This window comes from Bacillus cereus group sp. BfR-BA-01492, from assembly GCF_022662815.1.
GTDB classification, from domain to species: domain Bacteria; phylum Bacillota; class Bacilli; order Bacillales; family Bacillaceae_G; genus Bacillus_A; species Bacillus_A cereus_BD.
This window is the reverse complement of the sequence record NZ_JAKUEH010000003.1, coordinates 1-21,364: the sequence shown is the minus strand read 5'-3', so window position 1 is coordinate 21,364 and position 21,364 is coordinate 1. Positions and strand designations below refer to the sequence as shown.

The following is a 21,364-nucleotide window of genomic DNA, read 5'->3' as shown; positions in this document are numbered from 1 at the left end:
TTGTGGAAGTGACTGAAAAGAAAGAAGCGTTAAAACGGATTAAGGCTGCTTCAAAAAATGAATTGTATCGTAAACTATTTGATCAGTATGGTAATGATTATTATTATGTTGTCGATGAAAGTGTAAAGCGAAGTATTCCATTCTTTTGGAAAAAGAAATATGAAATGTTAGTTGCTTTTCCAGAAGATAAGAAAAATGAAGAAGAGACACAAGCGCCAGAATTTCATGAGCAATTGATGGAAATGGTTCATGAGCCTTCAGAAAAATTTGTACAAACAAATAATATTGGAACTGTGCTTCATAATTTAGAACATACAACGAGCTCACTTCCTTCTATGACCATTCAGATTGAAAATAGTGAGGAATGGGTAAAAAAGAAACAAAGACTATTGCAAGTTTTTCAAAGAGGAATTACTGTTGTGAAACAGACAGAGCAAGGAAAGCATCCAAAAGTAAGACAACTTAGTTCTTTGGCTAATGTAAGAGAACAAGAAGAAGTACAGGGGAAAGAAGAAAACAAACAATCTGTACCATTTATTATTCAAAAAGTGATTCGTCTGTTAGAACAAAATGAAGTTGAACCATATTTTATTAACGCGTATGCGGAAAAAATGAAAGTGAAGTTTAAACATGCGACGATGATTACAGAAGAAGAAGTAATTACGTTCATATTGGAAGATATGGAGTCGCATTTTTATACAGAAAATATATTTGAAAAAGATGTACAAACAATTGCTTTAATTGGACCAACAGGAGTTGGAAAAACGACAACAATTGCCAAAATGGCTTGGCAGCTTCATGGTCAAAAGAAAACGGTTGGTTTTATTACAACGGATCATTCCCGAATTGGAACAGTACAGCAACTGCAAGAGTATGTGAAAACAATTGGTGCAGAAGTAATTGCAGTTTGTGATGAAGCGGCTATGGAAAGAGCTCTTACGTATTTTAAAGAAGAGGCACGCGTGGATTACATCTTCATTGACACAGCTGGGCAAAATTATCGTACAGCAGAAACAGTAGCAGACATGATTGAAATGATGAAACGAGTGAACCCTGATTATATATGTTTAACATTATCAGCGTCGATGAAAAGTAAAGATATGATTGAAATCATTACGAACTTTAAACAGATTCATATTGATGGAATTATATTTACAAAGTTTGATGAAACAGCAAGCAGTGGTGAGTTGTTAAAAATTCCAGCAGTCTCATCAGCTCCGATTGTCTTTATGACAGATGGGCAAGATGTGAAGCGACATATACACATCGCTACAGCAGAACATTTAGCAAAACAGATGTTACATACATCATAAGAAAAGAGGTGTAGAATAAGGCACTTGTCTTATTCAAATTCGTATGAACGGTATTTATATAGGCTCTATGGGTATGATGAATTACATGCAGCACATTAATGTACATGCAAATAACGTAGCAAACGCACAAACACCTGGTTTTAAAGCGGAAAATCTAACTTCAAAAGTATTTGATTCACAAAATACGTATCGTCTTGGTGATGGGCCGAAAGCGGCAGTTGGTACAGTTGATTATGCAGTGGTACCAGCCGCAACACATGTGAATTTATTACCGGGAAGTGTGCAAATTACAAATAATTTTACAGATTTTTACTTAGATGATGGTACATCGGGGACTGCCTCATTTTTTGTGACTTCCAAAGATGGAGAAACATTTTTAACGAGAGATGGTCATTTTACAGTAAATGAGGATCGTTATTTACAAACATCATCGGGTGCTTATGTTATGGATGAAAGTAATGAGCGTATTCGTATTCCAGAAAATATAGATGTTTTCGTATCTAATGATGGAACGTTCTTTAGAGAAATTAAAGTAGGGAATGAAACTAGAAGAGAAAATATTGCTCGTTTGCAAACGAAGATGGTAAATACGGAAGTAAATGCACGCCTTGTGCAGCGAGAAAATAAAAGCTTTACACTCGCAGAGGGGGATATTGCTGATTTACCAAATGGAACAGGAGCGGTTCGTAACTACATGCTAGAAAATTCAAATGTAGATATGACGAAAGAAATGGCAGATATTATGACCAATCAAAAAATGGTCCAAGCTTCACAACGTATTATGACATCATTTGATAAAATTTATGAAAAAGAAGCGAATGAAATATTACGTTAATTTAAAAATCCCATTCTTTAGTAGAGAAGAATGGGATTTTTTTCATAGATTATTCGTATTAAATATGAATGATTCGTTTTGCTTTTTCTGCTAGTTGTAAATCATGCGTTACAAATACAACCGTTTTGCCGTTATCGTTCATTTTTTTTAAAAGATCAAATACTTGATCTCGATTGTTTTCGTCTAAATTACCTGTTGGTTCATCAGCGAAAACATAGTTGCATTTTTTAATAAGGATGCGAGCTAAAGCGATTCTTTGTTGCTCTCCACCGCTTAATTCAAAGATTTTCTTCTTTTCATAGCCAACGAGATTTACTTCTTTTAAAGTGTCTTTTATTTTTTCACGTTTATTGATATGAGACTGATACTTTAAAGCAATCAATAAATTTTTTTCAACCGTTTCGTTTTCAATTAACGCATAATTTTGGAATAAGTATCCAAATTCGTTCCTTTGTAAGAGTAAAATTTGTTTTTTAGTAGGATTTGTAATCTTGTCGATCATAATATCACCAGCGTCCGCTTTTTCTAATAGCCCCATTATATTTAATAATGTTGTTTTACCACGACCGCTTTCTCCAACAATAGCAACAAAATCTTGATTTTCAATTTTTAAATGAAAGTTTTCTAATATTTTTTTTCCGCGAAATTGTTTATGAATATTTTTTAATTCAATCAATGTTAATGCTCTCCTTTTATAATGGAATGGAATGTGTTATTGCTAATTTTTTGATCAAATACAGTTCCAAAAACAAATTCTAACATTATGACAAATAGTCCTGTTAAGAAAGGGAGTATGTTACCAAGATAGACATACATACTGATTGTTGGAATAAAGTTAATCGCAAATAGCAACAAAATAAGAGAAGTATTTCTCGCAAAAGCGCTATATCCAAATAATTTTTGTACATATAGTTTAAATTTATTTTTTTGATAATACGTTGCTACTACATTATAGGTTAAGAGCAAGTTGGATAAGATGAGTGTCACAATAAAAATCATTACCTTCTCTTTCTCTCTTTTTAAATCTTGAATCGCTTGACCGTGCTTATCATAGAGTGAATCTACATGTTGAATGGATGACTGAACGTTGGTGTTAGAAATAGTCGGTAAAATGGAGCTATAAGCGTCATGAGTGTCGGAATAAAAATAGAAACATCTTGAAACATAAGATAAATAGTAGGAATTATCGAAATAACCAGTATCGATAATTGCAATTGGATCGGTAACGATATTGTTATGTTCTACTTCCACATCTGGATCATAGGTAAAGTAGTTTTGGTGATCTTTCACATAGATAACATTGACAGATAGATCTTGTTCCTTCGTCGTATTTTTCGCTTTCCCTAGTGCTTCATTATAAATATTTTCTACTTCTACTTGTTGAAAATAAAAATGCTGTCGGTAATTTTTTTTAATTTCCTTTTCAAACTTCCTTAGTTTTTCTGGAACAAGTATATTCATGACATTCTTTTTTCTGACTATTGTTTTATCAACCGTACCATCTACGGAATTAATCGGGTTATAGTGTAGATAATTTTCATTTATTGTTATGCTTTTTCCGTTTGGAGAGAGAGCCGGATCCTCACCATTTGCATTTAAATGATATGTGTATTCACTGTTCACTTTATAATAGTTTGAGGCATCTATCAGAAAGCCTTTATGCTCTTTTTCCATTTTTGTATAGAAGTCTTTTATCAGCTTACCTGTTTGATATTCTATTTTTCTATCATGCTCGCCATTAAAGGTTACCGAAGTAGCGTACATGTTTTTTGTCTGTTTCCATGAAGATAAACTAGCTAATTTTTGATTTAGCTCGTTTGCTAGTTCGTTCCATTGATTTACAGAGAAAAGAAGAACGAAAATAAAGATGAGCTTTAGGCCATAATTTAAAATCATAATAAGAGTATAAGGCTTTTCACCTTTTATTTTAGAGACATTGGTGTTGTTAGAAAATAGAAAAATAATCATAAAAACAGCAGGGATTGTTAATGTGAACATAAATAAAAGTGTAAAAATCCAAAATAGACATGTTAAGTACAAAAAGTAATTTGTACCATTATGTAAAAGGTAATAGATGCTAGCTAACAAATACCCTGTGAAACTAGCAAGTGCGATCGGTTTTGTTAGCAATAAGAAAACATGCGCAATGATTCTCGAAATAGAATATCCAAATACTCTTATAATGCTTAATTCTTTTAATCGATTTATTAGATAATGAGCAATAGCAATGTAAAGGCAGAGAATCACTAAGCTAATGATTATGATTTGGGATATATTGAAGTTCAGCATAGAAGGATTATTCTCACTAAAAACTTCTGCATTCGCAACTTCTTTATTTAACTCGGTTACTAAATCGTGAATTTTCTGTTTATCCTGGGTAGAAACATAATATAGACCATTTCCACTGAAATTCGTATTGGAATTTAAATGCTTAATTGTCATGTTTAATTGTGGATCAATTTGCTTGATTATACCACTTTGCTGTTTATCTCTGCTTTGCGACGTACTAAGAAATTCTCCTGAATGTAATGCAGGTAATGCTCCTTCCTTTATGTCTACTTGGTTATGTAAACTTACGTCTGTTGTATATACCGTAAGATTTTTTTCACTTGTAAAAATGTACTTTGAAATACTAACATCATATTTTTTTGCTATTTTCTGAAAGAATGCAATGTAATTTTCTGAATGTGGTTTTGCATCTTGGAAATTTAATAAAATACTTGTTGTATTTTTATATAATAGTTGATTTGTTTTATATTCTTTAAAGGTGTCTAATCCGAAAATTCCTAGTAGGAATAATAAAGTGGTAAACAAGATATAAATAATTTTTCTCATAATTATTTCTCCCTAAAATGAACTTTTTCCCAATCATATCATTAAATATGTGGAAATAGAAGCCGTGATAAAACGATTCATAAGCAGAAGAAAGGAATTGTAATAGTGAAAAACAAGAGGAGCAATTCGTTATTATTTATGGTCGTAATATGCTTTATTTGTCCCTTCAGATGTCCACGGTAGTTGCGCTGTACTAAACACATTTTTTGCTTTCCATCCGCCGCTTTTGTAATCGCCTTTTCCATTTACGACAGAAGCATGGCCTTGTTTATAAGATGAGTACACATTTTTATCTTTCTTTCCACGAATCCAATAGCCCCCGTCCACTTTGCCAGACGTTACTGATTTGACAGTATTATTTTCATCTTGAACATAACTAGCTATTAATTGATCGTTTGTTTTTACAATTTCATATTTACCGAAAGATTGTTCAGCAGCTAATACCCCCTCCTGCTCCCAATAAAGCAAATCCAGCTGCTAGTGTTCCAATAGCGACTTTTTTAAACATAAAAATTTCCCTTTAAATAAGTGTAAGAACTGCAAATCAAACATACCATGTTGTATACATAATTTTAATATGTGAACGGTTGATAAAAAACGAATGGAATATTATGTTTATTTTTATAAAAATTCGAAATATTATTGACTATTTTCTTGCTTCTTTCTATATTAGTAGGTATCACGATAGAGACTAAGGAATTTGACATTAATAAAATGAAACTTTAATCCGTAGAGGGTTCATCCCCCACGGATTATGAAACCTCACCAATCGGGCGGTTACTGCCTTAAAACAGGAAAACAGAGTCAAAAAGACAGGAAGGAGGAAGGATGATGAGTAGAGCAGAAGTAGAATTCGCCATGCAAAGTGATGAAACATTTCGCCAAGGCGTGAAGGATTGTTTGCCAACTGTACTAGGATATTTAAGTATTGGCATTGCTGCTGGTGTGATTGCCAAGACAGCTGGCTTTTCTATTATAGAAATCGCCTTTATGTCGACGCTTATTTATGCTGGTTCTGCACAATTTATACTAGCTGGTATGTACGCTGCTGGAGCTCCGGCATCAGCTATTATTTTTACTGTGTTCTTTGTGAATTTACGTCATCTATTAATGAGTGCTGCACTAGCTCCATATTTTTTACAAGTACCATTCCTCAGAAATATAGTAATCGGTTCACAAATTACAGATGAAACATTTGGTGTTGCTGTGCAGCACGGAGCGAAAAAGGGATATGTAGGCGAAAGCTGGATGCTTGGATTAAATGTAACAGCGTATATCAATTGGATTATCGCTACGATTATTGGCGGGCTTTTTGGGGAATGGATACCAGATCCTCATACGTACGGGATGGATTATGCACTCCCTGCGATGTTTATCGGTTTATTTGTTCTGCAATTCATAAGCAGCAAACCGAAACGAATGATCCATCTTAGTGTTGCTGTGGCCGCAATCATGATTGCATATGGCGCTCATTTCTTTATGCCAGCGAGCATAGCTGTCATTATCGCAACGCTTACAGCAGCAACGATAGGAGTGATGATTGAGAAATGGAAATAAGATTAGACGTGTTGTTTCTTTTAATAGGGGCTGGACTTGTTACATTCATTCCACGTGTACTGCCCCTTATTGTATTTCAAAAATTTCAAATTCCAGATTGGGGATTAAAGTGGTTACAGTACATACCGATTGCAATACTAGCTGCTCTTCTTACACAAGTATTACTGATGAACGAAACGATGCAGTGGGACTATATAATCGCCGCAATTCCAACATTTCTCGTCGCTATTTATACACGGAGCTTATTAGGAACCGTATTAACAGGAGTAATTGTGATTATTTTGTTACGTTTGTTTTTATAACAAGGAATCTTAAGATGTGATATCGAAACAAGTAGTATTGAAGCCTAGAATAGGAGGTGGTGTTATGATTCTTTTCACGGTAGGTATTATTTTATTTACATTATTTATTTTCTTTCTCATCGGTTTTATTACCTTTACAATGTTTGTGAACAAAGCAACACCACAAATATATTATACACCTTGTAATGCGTCATCTGGGCAGTCTTATAGAGAGAAGAGTAGAAGAAAGAAAAGCTAATGGAGGCTTTTCTTCTTTTCTTTTCTTTTGAATTTTTTTATAATTAAGTTAGTTGTATAACTAACTTGTAAGGGAGAGATCTAGTTGGCAAAACCGAATGTCATTCATAAGCAACAATTGTTGCAAGCAGCAAAAACATTAATTGCGGAGCGAGGAATGGAGAAGTTAACGTTAAAGGCTATAGCAGAAAAGGCAAATGTGACACAAGGGACGGTCTATTATCACTTTAAAACGAAAGAGCAGCTATTACTTCAGGTAACAGAATCATTTTGTAAGTCAGCGTGGGAGGAGATGGATGAAGGGTTTCGAATTGAAAAAGCTCTGCAAGCAGCAAAAAGTAGGTGTACAAAAGACTCTGTGTATCATCATTTATTTTTTCAACTGTTGGCAAGTAGTTTACAAAATGAATCGATGAGAGACACGATTGGAGAACTATTACATTATGAAAATGAAAAACTACAGATAGGGTTACAAGGGGGGTGGGGAAAATCACCAATTGAAGGAGTTACATTTGAAACTTGGAGTATTATGTGTAATGCCCTTATAGATGGATTGGCACTACAAGCGTTATATAATCCAAAGTTTTCTACAGAAGAAGCATATAATGGGGTAAGCAAATTAATACAACATGTAGGAGTATAAATTAAGGAGAGGAAAACATTGAACGGTAAATCATGGATTACAATTATTTTTTCAATTGGTGTTTGGTTTATGGCTTCTCTATTTTTTATCTTATTTGGTTCTTACGTATTAGTTGAAATCACATCAAGCCTATTTCTTCCCATGCTCCTTATTTTGGAGATTGGTACAGCAATAGCATTATGTGTAGTCTTACGATTTTATCAAAAAATAGATTCTTCCCGATATGCCGCTATAAAACTAGGGATTTTTGGAACGGGAATTGGTTTGTTTCTCGATTCCTTTCTTTTATATTATGCCTCGACGCTCTTTCCGCAACTATCACTACAGCAAATACTTTCTTTCACAATCTGGATGGTTTTCGCATACGTACTGTATTTATTTATACCTATTTGGATGGAGCGAAAACGGATAAAAGAGCTATCTTCTTAAGATAGTTCTTTTATAAGGTTACATATTAGAAATACCTTGCAGCAGCATTCCAAAGAGGAAACTGATAAAGGAAAATACACCGACACATATAGAAACAATTCGATTATTTCGCCATTCTTTCACACAAACGATAAATCCTAAAATGCAAAGAAAATACCAAATAGGAAGGAAAAGAAAATCACTTATGTAATTTGGAAGTAGCGTATAAAAATTTGTTAACACTAAAATCCAATGTATGAGAAAAAGGGACATCACAATAAGAGAATATCGATCAGGACGACCTAAATAGGTTCCCCTTTTTAACGTGATACATATAAAAGCAAGTGCTAATATGGTAATGAAAAGCTAGAAAGAGTTTATCCACCAGGTGTTTGGATTTATAGTATAAAATACGATTTTATTAGGAATCTACTGCAATCCATGTGCCTTTTCATATATTTGCATCAGGACCATCTCAATTGACTTTTGAATTATTCAATATTTAATAGTTCCATCCTCTATTTTAATAATCCTTTCACACATATTTGCTACATTATCATCATGAGTAACAATTATAATTGTTTTTCCATCTTCGTTTATATTCTTTAATAAATTCATAACTTCTTGTCCCGTTTTTTTATCCAATGATCCTGTTGGTTCATCAGCCAAAATGACTTCTGGATCATTAATAAGGGCACGTGCAATAGAAACTCTTTGATTTTGTCCACCAGAAAGTTGATAAGGTAATTTCTTGATTTGGGAATTAATACCAAGTTGTTTAAGGATTTTATTAATTTTTTCATCTTTCTCTTTTTTTGAATACTTACTATAATCCAAAGGTACTTTTATATTTTGGTAAACATTATAATCTTCAATTAATGCAAAATGTTGCACCACAAATCCAAAATAATTATTTCTTAAACTTGCTAATTCTCTATTATTAAGTTCAGAAATATCTTTTCCGTTTAAATAATAATTCCCTGAAGTTTTTTTATCTAAACCTCCTATGATATTTAAAAGTGTAGATTTTCCAGATCCCGAAGAACCCATTACTGCAACCATTTCTCCCTTATTAATATCAATAGAAATATTTTGCAAAGCTTGCACCTTATTTTCTTCTGCTCCATATTCTTTATATATATTTTCTAATTTTATAAGACTCATTATTCTTTCCCCTTTATTAATGTATTAACATCAATTCTAATCATTTTATATATCGGTATGATACAAATAACAATTATAAGAATAATTGTAGTTAAAAATGTCCATGCAATATAAGAAATATTCCCCAATAATAAATATGCTAGTAAAGTTGAAATTAAAAAGCCTGCTATAACAACTATAGCCGTTTCTATTATTATTCTTAAAGTTATATCTTTTAAAGTAGCACCAACTAATATATGTACTCCAAACTCTTTCATTCTATGTTGAATAGAATTCATTATAGATGTAACAATTCCTAATATAGAAAACAAGGTAATTATACTAAAAAGAAATCCTGTATATTTTGTTTCTGAGGATATAAACTCAACAATATTTGAAAGTTTATCTTTATAACTTACTAAATTAAAAGTATATAAATTTAAATTTCTAGATTTTTCTTGTATTAAATTCATGGTTTCTTCTTTATTATTAGTTATTATGAAAGAATGAATAATTCTAGTATCAAAATTTCCTATAAAAAATTCATCTTTAGGAATAGGATTTTGATAGGGAATAACCATATAGTTATCTAAGTTTATGGGTTCTAAAGAATTTATCCCTTTAACAAAATAATAATTTTTTTCTAAAAATCCTATAATCACAAAAGTTTCAAGGTGTTGAATATTTCCTCTTATTTCATCACCGATTTTATATAATTTTTTATAATTGTCCCCTAAAACAACTGGAATTCTTTTATTACTACCTTTTATAAAATCATCTTCTACAAAACTTCTTCCTTTTTCTACTTTAAAATGAAAATGATTTAAAAAGTTTTTATCTATAAAAAAACCTTTTAAATTAGACAAAGGTTGATCAAATCCCTTAAATTTCACCTTATCATTGGATAGTAATAGATTATCTGTGCCTTTAAAGTCATCAATAAATACTGCGTCTTCTTTAAAAGAAACGAATTGGAATTTTTTGTTAGTTGTTAAAAAATTATAAAATTCATTTAACCTGTCATAAGAATTTTCTTGTTTAAATTGATTTTGAATAAGATTATTTTCATCACTTTTATCAACAAATCCATACACATTTCTATCTTTTAATACATGATTTACTTGCTTTAAATTATTATCTAATTCTATTTTTTTTGATGTACTAAAACTAAGGAAAAATATTCCTAATATAACTTGTAAAAATATAATTGAATTAATACCCTTCCTTTTTTTTAAACTATTAATAGCGTATTTAAAATTATTCATATTTGTTTTTCACCTCAATATTTCCTTAACTTCCATTTTAAACATTTTACTAATAGGTATAGCTGCCGTAATAAGTCCTATAAACATGCAAAAAATTAATGTCAAAAATGTTGATAAAGGATAAAGATCATAATCCATAAATGTTATGATTTGGCCTTTAACTACTACTACATAAAGCAAAAAACCAATAAAAAAAGAATATAATACTAAAAGTTCATATTCTAATAAAATTTTCCTACCTATTTGCCAATTAGTCCCACCCACTGTTTTCCTTACTGCTATCTCCTGTTTTTTATAATTTATCCAATGCGATGTAATGCTTACTGTATTAAGAATCAATGCTAAAAGGACTACACAAATAACTAAAATATTAAGACGTTGATCGTTTAATAATAATGTTATTGGACTTTCAAATCTAGAATCATCTATTCTAGTTAATTGGATATGACCTGATGATTCTATTTTTTTCTTTAAATTTTCAAATACCTCATTGGTTTGATTTTCTGCATCTAATATATACGTTCCTTCTATAAAAAATGTTGATGTATTCTTAATTAAAGAGCTCAAATTTACATAATAATAATTATCCCACATAGAATTCTTATCTTTATATCCCAGTATACCTATAACTAAAAATTTTTCATTTTCATGAAAAATATATATATTATTATTTTCTCTTATAGCTTCTTTTAAAATATTTTTTCCAATTACCGCAACTTTTTTATTATCTTTAATATCCTTTTCATTAAAGTATCTTCCTTTAAAAATAGGTGGATTAGGTTGTTTTTTACCTTTAAAAATAATAGCTTTTGAATCAGATACTGGATATTCTTTATACAATAAAAAATCATCACTTAATTCTTTTAAAAAGCTTAAATCCATATTATTACTTAAAATACCTTCTTCTTGTTTAATACTAAACTTAACAGATTCACTAGTAACAAAATCATTATTTTGATTGTTTTGAATGAAAATAGATTGTATAGAAGATACTGAAATAGATAGAAAAAAAGAAATACCACTAAATAATATTATTAAAAAAGATGACATTTTCAATCGTTTTAAAAACATAATTACCTCCAAAATGTAGAATTAAAAGTGGATGAAAAATATTCTTCATCCACCTTTAATTCTAACAATATATAAATCTATTACTTACCCCAGAAAGAATTAGCTTGACCTGAACCATGAATTGTAACTGTTCGCGTATAATTAGTACCCCAAGCTCTTCCAGAATCTGAACCGCTTGCTAATTTTATTCGAGTATAATGATAAACCCCAGACCATTGCGTCTCAGCCCATGCTGTTCTTTGTCCAAACCAAGAATTTCCTGTAGGGTGTGCTTTATGCCATTGTGGACTACTACTTGCCGCATTAGCAGATGTAGCACCTAAAAATCCCGTTCCTAATAATGATAATCCTAATGCAGTACCTAAAACAGTTTTCTTTAATGACTTTTTCATATATAACTCCTCCTTGAATAATTTTGAACTTCTGCTACATATTACCATTAATTCTAATTAAATACACTGTATTTTAAACTTTCTCAACAATTATACAAATTGAACTTTTTATCCCGCATTAACGGGCAATCTGATTAAAGGTTCACTTTATATAAACAAAATATATAACTTTATACTAGTTTATTATAAATAATACTATTAAAAGACCTGAAACTTATAATAAGGTTCTGATGCAAAAAAATGGGATTAGTATAGTCTCAGATGGACACAATTTAGGTAGTCCTTACAATGGGTTTTAAGGAGGAAATATCTGTATAACAAACAAGAGATTGAGTGAAGAGTTTAAAAAATGGTGGTCATATCATTCGAGACAATCCATAAAAGAACTAAGTAGCGAATATGATATCTCAGAAATCACAGTTTGTAAATGGATTCAAGGATATTCTCCTAGTGCATCAATTGAGGAAGACGAAATAACGCTAGAAGATTTAAAACGAATGAAAAAAGAAATAAGTTGTTTCATGCCATTTTTAAGAAAGAAGAAGTATATCGCATACCATATGTCATATTTGAACAAGTAGATCTAGCCCTATTTCAATACATTGAGGGGATTTTATAACCATAAACGAATTCATGGTAGTATTGGTTACAAAACTCTGCAAGCAGTAGAAAATCTAGATAAAAAATAGCATAGACTTAAATTTTTTGTGTCCAAAATATTGATTCAAATCCAAGTGTAAAATTTAAATGTTTAAAAGTGGTCAAAATCCTTTGGAAAGTAAACAGGTGACTGTTCGCTTCAGATAGAATGAAATAATAAGAACCCCCACTTCAAAATGACTTGAAGTGGGGGTTCTTATCTTTCCTCTAAACTCTTAACTGGAACAGTTAATTCACGTTCTGGATTTGCTGCATCATAAATGCGGGCTGTTTCACTGTTTTCATCAACATGTTGAATCATAACAGGCATCCCTTGAAAACTAACGTTTGCTTGTTCTGCGGATTCGGAAATCTCTTTTGCGCGTTGTACATTCATTTTTACATTCCTCCCATCGTTACTATTTTTGCTAAAAAGGAGGAAGAATATACCAAATTGAGATGTATTTAAAATTTTTGTATGGATTGTAATGTTTCTTTAATAAATCGAGAAAATGTCGAATCAGGAAATGGTTGTATTGTATGAAAAGCTTCGGTCGCTTCTTGAAGCGCTTTTTGTTTGTTTTGCAGCTGTGAATAACAAAGCGCACGGTAAGCTCCAGCAGTTATGACCCATGATTGATCGAGCGGATGAATCATATAATCAGGAATTGTTACATGCTGTAATGTCTCTAACGCTTTTTCATATTGTTTTAAGCCATACAAAGCTTTTCCTTTTTCAAGATAATATAAACCATCTACTTTAAAGTCCACCCCTTGTTGCAATGTTTCTTTAAATTGCTCTAGGTGCTGCAAAGCGAGTGTATATTCTTTTGTAATGGTATTATAGTAATAGGCTTTTAATATATCAATAATAGCCACAGAAAATGTATCTTCTGTAAAAATAGCGAATTGTTCTGCTTTTTGAATATAGTATAGGTATTTATCTTCTTCCGCTTCTATTACTTTTTGATACGAGAGAATTCGATAAAAGTCATCTGTTTTATAATACACTTGATTTTTTTTTGAGAAGTCAAGTGCTTGTAAAATAATTTCTTCACACTTCTCATAATTTCCATATGCAAGTAAAACAATCGCTTCATTTAAGAACAATTCAATTTGCATAATGAGATCCATTTCTAATTGTTTCGCTTCATACTCTTTTCGAATCGAGGCAATAAGTTCTAGACACTCCTCATACTTTTTATTGGAAAATAATATATAGTATTGCATTAATTTTGTTTGAGTACTTTCACGGTATAAAGTATATTTCTGAAAAATAGGTATCGCTTTGCTGATATAAGTGTGTATGTTATAGTCCTTCATAGCGATTGCGCTTGTCATAAATTGCTTATATAAACGAGCTGTATGCAGTGTAGATGGTAACTCCTTTTGTACAATAGGCAATAACGTTTCATACACAGCTTCAAATTGATTTTTTTGTATTTTTTGATCCATTTCTTGAATGAGCTCTTGCATTCCTTCATCGTCTTCTTCCAATAAAAAACTCGCTTCACAGTCAAGTTTGCTCGCAATATATTGCAATGTTTTCATAGAAGGAGTTGCTTTTCCATTTTCAATTTGACTTAACATGCTTTTCGTAAGCTCTGAACCTGCTAGTTCTGTTTGTGTAAGCCGCTTTTCTTTTCGTAATGCTTTAATTTTTTCACCAAGAGTAGTCATATCATTGCTCCTTATTCTTAAAAGTTAAATTACATTTAACTTTTTGTTGTAAACAATTGAAAGTAAGTTGTATAATAAGTTTAACATAATTTAACTTTTAGAGGGAGAGAGTATAATGGGAGATGTAAGTATAGAACAAAATGATCCGAGGATAAAAATTGCAACGAGAAACATTCTTTTCATGATGGTTGCAAAAATTATATCTTTATTAGGAGCAGGGATTTATACGTTTGCAATGGGACTATATGTTTTAAAAACAACGGGTTCAGGAATAGGATTTGCAACTACGCTTATTTGCGGATCTGTTCCAAGAATGGTATGTGGCCCTATTGCCGGGGCAGTTGCGGATCGCGTTAACCGGAAATGGCTCATTATCGGCATGGATTTGTTAAGTAGTTTGACGATGTTTACGATGTTTATTCTCGCTACTACATTTGAACCATCACTTTTCTTCATTTATATTTCAGCAGCGCTATTATCCGTTTGTGCAAGCTTTTACTCTGTTGCACTCACCTCGTCCATCCCGCATTTAGTGAATGAAGAAAGAATTCAAAAAGCGAATGCTTTAAATCAAACAGCGGATTCTTTATCAAGAATTTTAGCTCCAATCATTGGAGGAATGATATTTGGATTTTTTTCAATTACATCCTTTTTTCTTTTAAATGGTATCACATTCTTTTTAGCTGTTATTGTACAGTTATGTATCGCATTTCATTTGTATAAAAAGGAAGACATAGAAAATCATGAACCTTTTTTAACGAGTATAAAAGAAGGATTTACATATGTAAAACAGCAACAAGAAATATATGGATTAATGAAAATTGCGCTGTGGGTTAACTTTTTTTCGAGTGCGCTTTTCGTTTCACTCCCATATATAATTGTTCAGAGCTTACATTTATCTTCAAAGCAACTGGGGACAATAGAAGGAATGTTAGCAGTTGGAATGTTAATTGGAGCGGCTGTTTTATCCGTTCGTAAGGAAATAAGTAATCCGTTTCGCTCTGTTTATATTGGTTTATTTACATTTGCGAGTTTAAGTTTATGTACGGTAGTTCCATTATTAATAACGATTCCAAAAGTAGCAAGCTTTATTTACTATATAATGTTTGTCCTTCTTAGTGGTTTTTCTATGATGATTGTAAATATTCCGATGCAAGTACATATTCAAAAGACAATAAACCAAGCATACTTAGGTCGCGTGTTTGGCCTTCTTGAAACGATTGCGACCGCGATTACACCACTTGGAATGATTATATATGGATTTTTATTAGATAGATTGCCAACGAGTATTGTCGTGATAACGTTAGGAGCTGGGCTATTTTTCGTGGTATTCGTAGGAATCAAACAGCATGGGACGAAAAAAAGAGTGAATATGCCAGCTTAAAATAGAAACATTTAGTTTGTATATGTAACTTTGCCTATGGGCATCTTGTAATCTTTTTTCATTTTGAAAGTAGGATGTATGTATGTTACATTTAAAATGAAAAGCGTTGTAAAGAAAAAGGAGAAAACATCATGAGAAAAATAAGTTTTGTTACGTTATTTCTGTTCGCTATCATGGCAGGATGTAGCAGTAACTATGATACGTATATTGAAACGGGCATGACATCATTGCAAAATGAAAAATATAGTGACGCAGTGATGTGGTTTGAAAAAGCAGAAAAAGAAAAATCAGGAAGTGAAGCGAATTCATATAAAGAAGTCGCTCAATTCATGGATCACGGTGCAAACGCATTAAAAGATGGAAAGTATTTCGAAACAAAAGACGATGCAAATAAAGTGTTACAAATGAACATGGATGAGACGCTTAAAAAGGCTGTGAAGTCTAATGCTGAAAATATGCTTCAAAAGGCAAAAGATATCGAAGAAAAAGTAAACGCGAGGGTAGAAAAGAAACGGAAAATTGAAGAAAAAGGCATTGATAAACTGATTAAAGCGGTAGATAACGTTGATGAGTTAAGAGAAAAGCAGAAAAAAGTTGGGGAAGCATTGGATAAACTTGAGAAAACACATGAAAAAATAGAAGCGAAAAAGAATCAATAGATTCATATGTTAAAAGTTGTGAGGCTGTCATTTATTATGACAGTCTCTTTTTGAATATTATTTGACATTTTTTGTAATTTAAAGATATATAAAGAGATATTTGCTAAGATGAATTTGTGAGACAGTTTTCTACAAATCATAAGGGGGTTATGAAATGGGGAAATTAGATGGAAAAGTTGCTTTTGTTACTGGTGCTGCAATGGGAAATGGTGCGGGAATTGCTCATGTATTTGCAGAATTAGGAGCGAAAGTATTACTTGTTGATATTTCCGAAAAGGTTCATGAAACAGCAAAGGAAATTGTAAGTAAAGGGTTAGAGGCAGCTAGTTATCAAGTGGATGTAACGGATTTTACAGCTGTTAAAGATATTGCAAAAGATGCATATGAAAAATATGGGAAGATTGATATATTAGTCAATAATGCAGGAGTCATTCGGCTTGCAAATTTCTTAGATATGTCGGATGAAATGCGTGATTTTCAATTCCAAGTAAATATTAATGGTGTGTGGAATTTTGCAAAAGCTGTTTTACCATATATGATTGAGAAAAATTACGGGAAAATTGTTAATATGTCGTCTGTAACAGGAACGTTAGTGGCAGATGAAGGAGAAACAGCTTATGCGACAACAAAAGCAGCTATTTGGGGATTTACAAAAGCGTTGGCACGTGAAGTAGCAAAACATAATATAACTGTGAATGCAATTTGTCCAGGTTATATTATGACACCGATGGCCGAACAAATTGCAAATGAATCTGATCCAAATAAACCAAATACCGTTATCGATGGAATTGCTTCAGGCGTTCCGCTAGGACGATTAGGAAGAATTGAAGAAGTTGGACAACTAGCTGGTTTTCTTGCATCGGATGAATCGAGTTACATAACAGGGACACATATCGTCATTGATGGCGGCAGTACATTACCAGAAACTGTTTCTGTTGGTGTGGAATAATATACAAATGGAAGAGAAATCTTTCTATTCGAAAGGTTTCTCTTTATAATAATTAGAAAATTTAATTTTGTTACAAAAAGTTGAATTTCCGACATTTTGCGAGAAAAAGGATTATAATAAAATCATAACCTATTACAAGGAAGTGTAACTATGAGTACTGTAGCTATCGTATACGGTATTATTCTTTCTACTATTGTTCTTTTATTTATTTTTGGAGTTTCACGTTATATTCACAAATGGAAAGAAGGGATTGCGAAGTTAAATCATATCGAAGAAGAATTCGCTGATTTCATGTTACATCACGGGAAGTAAAGAGGTTCATTTTTTAGAAAAATAATGTGAAGAATATCACAAAACATGCTTGGATGAGAAGGCATGTTTTTTTGTTATGTAAAGGATTATAAGAAAGCAATCGTAATTATGTACATTCAATCGGAAGTGTTCCAAAATATGGTATATAATTATGTTATAATAAAATTAGAATATGGATAGAAGGAGAAATTATGATTATAACAATAATAGGTTATGCTATTTTAACGATTTTGTTAGTATGTATTGCGATTATATGTATCGTTCGATATTACTTAAAAAAAGAAGATCCTCAGTACATATTAAAATATGTAGAAGAGCATAAAAAAGAAAAAGTTTGTTCTTTAATGGTTAGGAGGAATGGAGAACTTTTAGTGACAGTGAACGAAAATGAAAAATTACCGTTAGCAAGCATGGCAAAAATCGTTATAGCAGTGGAATTTGCTAAGCAAGTGGCAGAAGGGAAAATAGATCGAGCGAAACTCATTCCGTTGCGAGATCTAGAAAAATATTACGTTCCAAACACAGATGGCGGCGCACACCCAAAATGGATTGAGGATATAAAAGAGCGAAACGTAATAAAAAATGAAACGGTATCTATAGAAGAAGTGGCGAAAGGAATGATTCATTTTAGCTCCAATGCAAATACAACGTATTTATTAGATAAACTAGGGGCTGAGAGAGTAAATGAAAGTATAAAAGAGTTACATTTAAGTAGCCATGATGATTTTTATCCATATACAGCGTCACTATATATGAGAGGATATGTAGAGAAAGAACTTCATGTACCGACGGATCAATCACTAGACATGTTACGTAATATGTCTAGCGATGAATATAAAAAGCATGTTTTTCAAATACATGAATGGATGAAAGATGAAAAGGAATGGGAAAATCGTAATATACCATTAAAGGTTGATATGGGATTTCAACGTATTTGGTCTGATAGATTAGTAAGTGCAACTGCTACAGATTATATGAATTTAATAGGGAAAATGAATAGCAGAACTGTTTTTCCAAAGGCGATGCAAACTGAGGTTGAGCGGATTTTTAAAGGGACTGTTCTTGAAAGAAATCAGTATGAGCATGCAGGTAGAAAAGGTGGTTCTACTGTATTTGTATTCACAAATAGTTTTTACGGAACGGATCAAGAAGGAAACAAGACGGAAATCATTTTTATGTCTAACGATTTGGATCCTATTGAAGCGAGAAAAATTCGAAATAATTTAGATGTATTTATTAAATCTGTAGTGACAAATGAAGCGTTCAGAAAAAAGTTATAATAAAATAATTTTGTTATGTAAACAAAGAAAAGTGGAGCAATCTAACAATGAAATCGTCCAACTGAATATTTTGTAATCTTTTATCAAAAAAGCAGGAAAGAAGGAAGTGAATAGAGAAGTAAGGCTTTGTAAGATAAAATGGTGTGATAAAGGAGGCTGTTTGTATGTTTGAGGAAGAGAAAGAGAAAGAAGGGCTTATTGAAGTTCGTAATGTGTATGAAGTTGTACCGCCAGATGGAACAATTATTGGCATGGCTACACCAGAAGAAATGGAAGTTGCAGCTGAATTAGAATTACAACATTATGCCTATTCTCGTTTATTAGAAGCAAATGTTCAGTTAGACGGTTCCTCCTATAAAGATATACTTCAGGAGTTCCAGGAGTATGAAAGAAAATCCATGCATTTTTGGCGCTCATTACATAAGCGTTTAGCGGTACCGTGGGCATGGGTACTTCGCGTTGATGTTGCAAATGGCCCGATATATGTAAATAACGGAAATTCGTATTACGATGATAATGAAGATGATGAATATGAGGAAGATTACGAATAGATGTAGGGGGGAAGCAGAAGAACTGCTTCCTTTTCTTTATAAAGTTTTTTCGCATGTTTATTCAGCTGTGGAATGCTCATCGTTTCAATTGTCATCATGATCACCTTCTAAGCTTGAAATATTTTTTGACAAACGAGCAGTAAACACCAAACGCCCACGCCAAGTAGTACAGATATATGAAGTGAGAAGGAGTGTTTTAAACCAAGATACACCACAAATAAAAGCAACGCTGATGCAGGAAATCCATATAATACACCGATTGCAAATTGACTTAGTTCTTGTTTACTCCCGCCTTCAACAGAAATCCAAAATAAGCTAAGCAAACTAATAAGGGGAAGAGCAGCAATGAAACCGCCAATTGTACTATCATGTTTCGCTAATTCTGTTACGCCCCCGATTATGAGAGCTGAAACAATGACTTTAACGAGGAAATGCATATTTTGCCTCCTTTGCAAGTATGGAAAAAGCTTGTTCAATTACTTGCTGTTCTTCTTTTGATAATTGTGATTCCAATATTTTTAATTTCTTTTCATCTAATAAAGTATGTTTCATGAGTGCTTCTTTCCCTTTAGCAGTCAATGCGAGATTCACGACTCGTTCATCCTTTTTATTTCTTTCCTTTAGAAGAAGGTCTTTTTGAATGAGCCTTTTTACATGTTCGGATGCTGTATTATGAGAGAGGTTTAATTCAGATGCAATTTTGCTAATTGTTGTTTCTGCTTCTCGGGAAGTGATTTGAAGAATTCGAATCGCTTGATGAGATAGATTATCTTCATATTCGCATCGTAAATGGTAATAAATTGTTTCCCAGTTTTGATTGATATGTTTCATAATAAGAAAGTCCTTCCATTTTTAATTATATCGTATAATAAGATATAATCGTTTATCAAGATATAAATGTCTTTTGTTATAGAAAAAGTTTATTTTTCTTGAATTTTAAGGTACTCTTACTGTAAGGGCATACACATAGTAAGAGAGAGGATGATATCATTGAATACATTTAAATGGATTAGTCATGAAAAAATGTATGTAGATCAAATACATGTTGAAAAATGTGGTCCTCTTTCAGTTGGGGTTTATGGCGGGAATCAAGAAAGTGATGCGTATGAAAGAGGAGATGCAGTACTAGCTTGGTGGGATGCGCAATTTGAATTTGTGATGATTTTTGATGCCCATCATAAAACGAAAACGATTCAATATATTATAGATGCAATTTCGGAGAGAAGAGAAAAGTTACAAGAATTGTTCTCATATCCTGTCCATCTGGCATTTCATCATACACATATGTATTTATTAGCACTCTTTACAGATGAATTGTTTATTGAGAAATGTGAACAAGAGAATGAAGAACTAGCTTGTTTGATTTGTTTACGAAAAGGTGAGTTCTTGTATTGGTTATCAGTAGGAGAGTGCTTTGCCTATTTATTTCACTCCGAACGAGAGAAGAACGGGAAAGGAAGGCTTAACCAGCCTAAATATTATGAATGTATAGGAAGAAGAAATATTTTTGCAGCGAATACACCTTGTTTTACTTCAGGAGTTCGTGGTTTAGAACGTGGAGTGAATCATATCGTAATGATAACAGATGGAATTTTGGATTGTGATAAAAAAATGTTAGAAGATGATCAATCATTGTTTGCGGTATTACATAGCAGGGGATGCTTGCAAATTGAACCTGTGTTACAGAATGTTCTGAAATGGAAAGGAAGAGATTGCGCTACCATTATTGGATGGTCGATTGATACAGAAAAGAACAAACGTGTAAATGAATATAAATAGAAAAAGGAGCTCAGAGTATTGAACTGTACCCTATAAAATGGACAGTTTAATAAAAAAGCCCTGAAAAATCAAGCACTGAAAAGATGGTTCCGATATTCAATCGGAGTCATCTTTTTTAATGTCCACTGAT

General features: G+C 32.2%; 26 protein-coding genes and 2 pseudogenes. 16 read left to right on the top strand and 12 right to left on the bottom strand.

Translation table 11 applies throughout. The features are described 5' to 3' along the window. The first annotated feature begins 2 nt into the window (after window positions 1-2). Together MR063_RS05275 and MR063_RS05270 are read left to right on the top strand one after the other, a co-directional pair. A complete protein-coding gene (locus MR063_RS05275) occupies window positions 3-1,313 on the top strand; it encodes a GTP-binding protein (protein ID WP_242194982.1) in 1,311 nt (436 codons plus the stop codon). A 43-nt stretch (window positions 1,314-1,356) separates the two neighbouring features. Beyond that, window positions 1,357-2,148 (top strand): flagellar hook-basal body complex protein, encoded by a 792-nt coding sequence (locus MR063_RS05270; RefSeq protein WP_242194979.1) that lies wholly within the window; start codon window positions 1,357-1,359, stop codon window positions 2,146-2,148. Window positions 2,149-2,206: 58 nt separating this feature from the next. Here MR063_RS05270 and MR063_RS05265 read toward each other — a convergent pair whose 3' ends face one another. The 3 genes from MR063_RS05265 to MR063_RS05255 all read right to left on the bottom strand — a co-directional run bounded on the left by MR063_RS05265 (window position 2,207) and on the right by MR063_RS05255 (window position 5,451). Continuing rightward, complete coding sequence (locus tag MR063_RS05265) at window positions 2,207-2,824, bottom strand: ATP-binding cassette domain-containing protein (protein ID WP_242194976.1); 618 nt, start codon at window positions 2,822-2,824, stop codon at window positions 2,207-2,209. Between the two features lie 2 nt (window positions 2,825-2,826). Continuing rightward, window positions 2,827-4,983, bottom strand: a complete 2,157-nt coding sequence (locus tag MR063_RS05260) for a bacteriocin-associated integral membrane family protein (RefSeq protein ID WP_242194973.1) — start codon at window positions 4,981-4,983, stop codon at window positions 2,827-2,829. A 132-nt stretch (window positions 4,984-5,115) separates the two neighbouring features. Then, window positions 5,116-5,451, bottom strand: coding sequence for a hypothetical protein (locus MR063_RS05255; protein ID WP_242194970.1), 336 nt, complete (start codon window positions 5,449-5,451; stop codon window positions 5,116-5,118). A gap of 390 nt (window positions 5,452-5,841) precedes the next feature. Between MR063_RS05255 and MR063_RS05250 the strand changes: the two genes are divergently transcribed. The 5 genes from MR063_RS05250 (at window position 5,842) to MR063_RS05230 (ending at window position 8,151) form a co-directional block, all read left to right on the top strand. Beyond that, window positions 5,842-6,540 (top strand): AzlC family ABC transporter permease, encoded by a 699-nt coding sequence (locus tag MR063_RS05250; protein WP_396021419.1) that lies wholly within the window; start codon window positions 5,842-5,844, stop codon window positions 6,538-6,540. Further along, complete coding sequence (locus MR063_RS05245) at window positions 6,531-6,842, top strand: AzlD domain-containing protein (RefSeq protein ID WP_242194964.1); 312 nt, start codon at window positions 6,531-6,533, stop codon at window positions 6,840-6,842. The genes MR063_RS05250 and MR063_RS05245 overlap by 10 nt, the downstream gene beginning before the upstream one ends. A 64-nt stretch (window positions 6,843-6,906) precedes the next feature. After that, a complete protein-coding gene (locus tag MR063_RS05240; RefSeq protein WP_242194961.1) occupies window positions 6,907-7,080 on the top strand; it encodes a DUF3951 domain-containing protein in 174 nt (57 codons plus the stop codon). Between the two features lie 84 nt (window positions 7,081-7,164). Then, window positions 7,165-7,722 (top strand): TetR/AcrR family transcriptional regulator, encoded by a 558-nt coding sequence (locus MR063_RS05235; protein WP_242194958.1) that lies wholly within the window; start codon window positions 7,165-7,167, stop codon window positions 7,720-7,722. Between the two features lie 18 nt (window positions 7,723-7,740). After that, window positions 7,741-8,151, top strand: a complete 411-nt coding sequence (locus MR063_RS05230; protein WP_242194956.1) for a hypothetical protein — start codon at window positions 7,741-7,743, stop codon at window positions 8,149-8,151. 18 nt (window positions 8,152-8,169) lie between these two features. Here MR063_RS05230 and MR063_RS05225 read toward each other — a convergent pair whose 3' ends face one another. The 5 genes from MR063_RS05225 to MR063_RS05205 all read right to left on the bottom strand — a co-directional run bounded on the left by MR063_RS05225 (window position 8,170) and on the right by MR063_RS05205 (window position 12,001). Beyond that, on the bottom strand, window positions 8,170-8,490 hold the full coding sequence (locus MR063_RS05225; RefSeq protein ID WP_242195619.1) for a hypothetical protein: 321 nt from the start codon (window positions 8,488-8,490) through the stop codon (window positions 8,170-8,172). A 135-nt stretch (window positions 8,491-8,625) separates the two neighbouring features. Next, window positions 8,626-9,294: an ABC transporter ATP-binding protein gene (locus MR063_RS05220; RefSeq protein WP_242194953.1), complete on the bottom strand. Its 669-nt coding sequence runs from the start codon at window positions 9,292-9,294 to the stop codon at window positions 8,626-8,628. Continuing rightward, window positions 9,294-10,538 (bottom strand): ABC transporter permease, encoded by a 1,245-nt coding sequence (locus MR063_RS05215; protein ID WP_242194950.1) that lies wholly within the window; start codon window positions 10,536-10,538, stop codon window positions 9,294-9,296. The genes MR063_RS05220 and MR063_RS05215 overlap by 1 nt, the downstream gene beginning before the upstream one ends. 9 nt (window positions 10,539-10,547) lie before the next feature. Continuing rightward, a complete protein-coding gene (locus tag MR063_RS05210) occupies window positions 10,548-11,609 on the bottom strand; it encodes an ABC transporter permease (protein WP_242194947.1) in 1,062 nt (353 codons plus the stop codon). A gap of 80 nt (window positions 11,610-11,689) precedes the next feature. Further along, window positions 11,690-12,001, bottom strand: a complete 312-nt coding sequence (locus MR063_RS05205; RefSeq protein ID WP_242142788.1) for a hypothetical protein — start codon at window positions 11,999-12,001, stop codon at window positions 11,690-11,692. Window positions 12,002-12,315: 314 nt separating this feature from the next. Between MR063_RS05205 and MR063_RS05200 the strand changes: the two are divergent. Together MR063_RS05200 and MR063_RS22065 are read left to right on the top strand one after the other, a co-directional pair. Further along, window positions 12,316-12,513: pseudogene (locus tag MR063_RS05200) on the top strand (IS3-like element ISBce13 family transposase); the annotation flags it as partial. Window positions 12,514-12,518: 5 nt separating this feature from the next. Further along, window positions 12,519-12,690 (top strand): annotated as a pseudogene (locus MR063_RS22065) (IS3 family transposase); the annotation flags it as partial. 167 nt (window positions 12,691-12,857) lie between these two features. Here the strand turns inward: MR063_RS22065 and MR063_RS05195 are convergent. Then, window positions 12,858-13,037: an H-type small acid-soluble spore protein gene (locus tag MR063_RS05195; RefSeq protein WP_012093891.1), complete on the bottom strand. Its 180-nt coding sequence runs from the start codon at window positions 13,035-13,037 to the stop codon at window positions 12,858-12,860. A 68-nt stretch (window positions 13,038-13,105) separates the two neighbouring features. After that, window positions 13,106-14,320, bottom strand: a complete 1,215-nt coding sequence (locus MR063_RS05190) for a helix-turn-helix domain-containing protein (protein ID WP_242194944.1) — start codon at window positions 14,318-14,320, stop codon at window positions 13,106-13,108. A 115-nt stretch (window positions 14,321-14,435) separates the two neighbouring features. Here MR063_RS05190 and MR063_RS05185 point away from each other — a divergent pair, with 115 nt between their 5' ends. The 6 genes from MR063_RS05185 to MR063_RS05160 all read left to right on the top strand — a co-directional run bounded on the left by MR063_RS05185 (window position 14,436) and on the right by MR063_RS05160 (window position 19,455). Next, window positions 14,436-15,704, top strand: coding sequence for an MFS transporter (locus MR063_RS05185; RefSeq protein WP_242194941.1), 1,269 nt, complete (start codon window positions 14,436-14,438; stop codon window positions 15,702-15,704). A 131-nt stretch (window positions 15,705-15,835) separates the two neighbouring features. Then, window positions 15,836-16,363: an outer membrane protein assembly factor BamD gene (locus MR063_RS05180; protein WP_242194939.1), complete on the top strand. Its 528-nt coding sequence runs from the start codon at window positions 15,836-15,838 to the stop codon at window positions 16,361-16,363. A 154-nt stretch (window positions 16,364-16,517) separates the two neighbouring features. Continuing rightward, window positions 16,518-17,312 (top strand): SDR family oxidoreductase UcpA, encoded by a 795-nt coding sequence (ucpA, locus tag MR063_RS05175; RefSeq protein ID WP_242194936.1) that lies wholly within the window; start codon window positions 16,518-16,520, stop codon window positions 17,310-17,312. A 150-nt stretch (window positions 17,313-17,462) separates the two neighbouring features. Beyond that, on the top strand, window positions 17,463-17,624 hold the full coding sequence (locus tag MR063_RS05170; RefSeq protein WP_242194933.1) for a peptidase: 162 nt from the start codon (window positions 17,463-17,465) through the stop codon (window positions 17,622-17,624). 191 nt (window positions 17,625-17,815) lie between these two features. Beyond that, on the top strand, window positions 17,816-18,904 hold the full coding sequence (locus MR063_RS05165; protein WP_277927781.1) for a serine hydrolase: 1,089 nt from the start codon (window positions 17,816-17,818) through the stop codon (window positions 18,902-18,904). 164 nt (window positions 18,905-19,068) lie between these two features. Continuing rightward, window positions 19,069-19,455 (top strand): hypothetical protein, encoded by a 387-nt coding sequence (locus MR063_RS05160; protein WP_242194931.1) that lies wholly within the window; start codon window positions 19,069-19,071, stop codon window positions 19,453-19,455. 107 nt (window positions 19,456-19,562) lie between these two features. Here the strand turns inward: MR063_RS05160 and MR063_RS05155 are convergent, their stop codons facing one another. Continuing rightward, window positions 19,563-19,892, bottom strand: a complete 330-nt coding sequence (locus MR063_RS05155) for a DUF3147 family protein (protein WP_242194928.1) — start codon at window positions 19,890-19,892, stop codon at window positions 19,563-19,565. Then, a complete protein-coding gene (locus MR063_RS05150) occupies window positions 19,876-20,286 on the bottom strand; it encodes a MarR family winged helix-turn-helix transcriptional regulator (RefSeq protein WP_242194926.1) in 411 nt (136 codons plus the stop codon). The genes MR063_RS05155 and MR063_RS05150 overlap by 17 nt, the downstream gene beginning before the upstream one ends. A gap of 150 nt (window positions 20,287-20,436) precedes the next feature. Between MR063_RS05150 and MR063_RS05145 the strand changes: the two genes are divergently transcribed. After that, the gene (locus MR063_RS05145; RefSeq protein WP_242194922.1) at window positions 20,437-21,234 is read left to right on the top strand and encodes a protein phosphatase 2C domain-containing protein; all 798 of its coding nucleotides are present in this window, start codon (window positions 20,437-20,439) and stop codon (window positions 21,232-21,234) included. The last annotated feature ends 130 nt before the right edge of the window (window positions 21,235-21,364 follow it).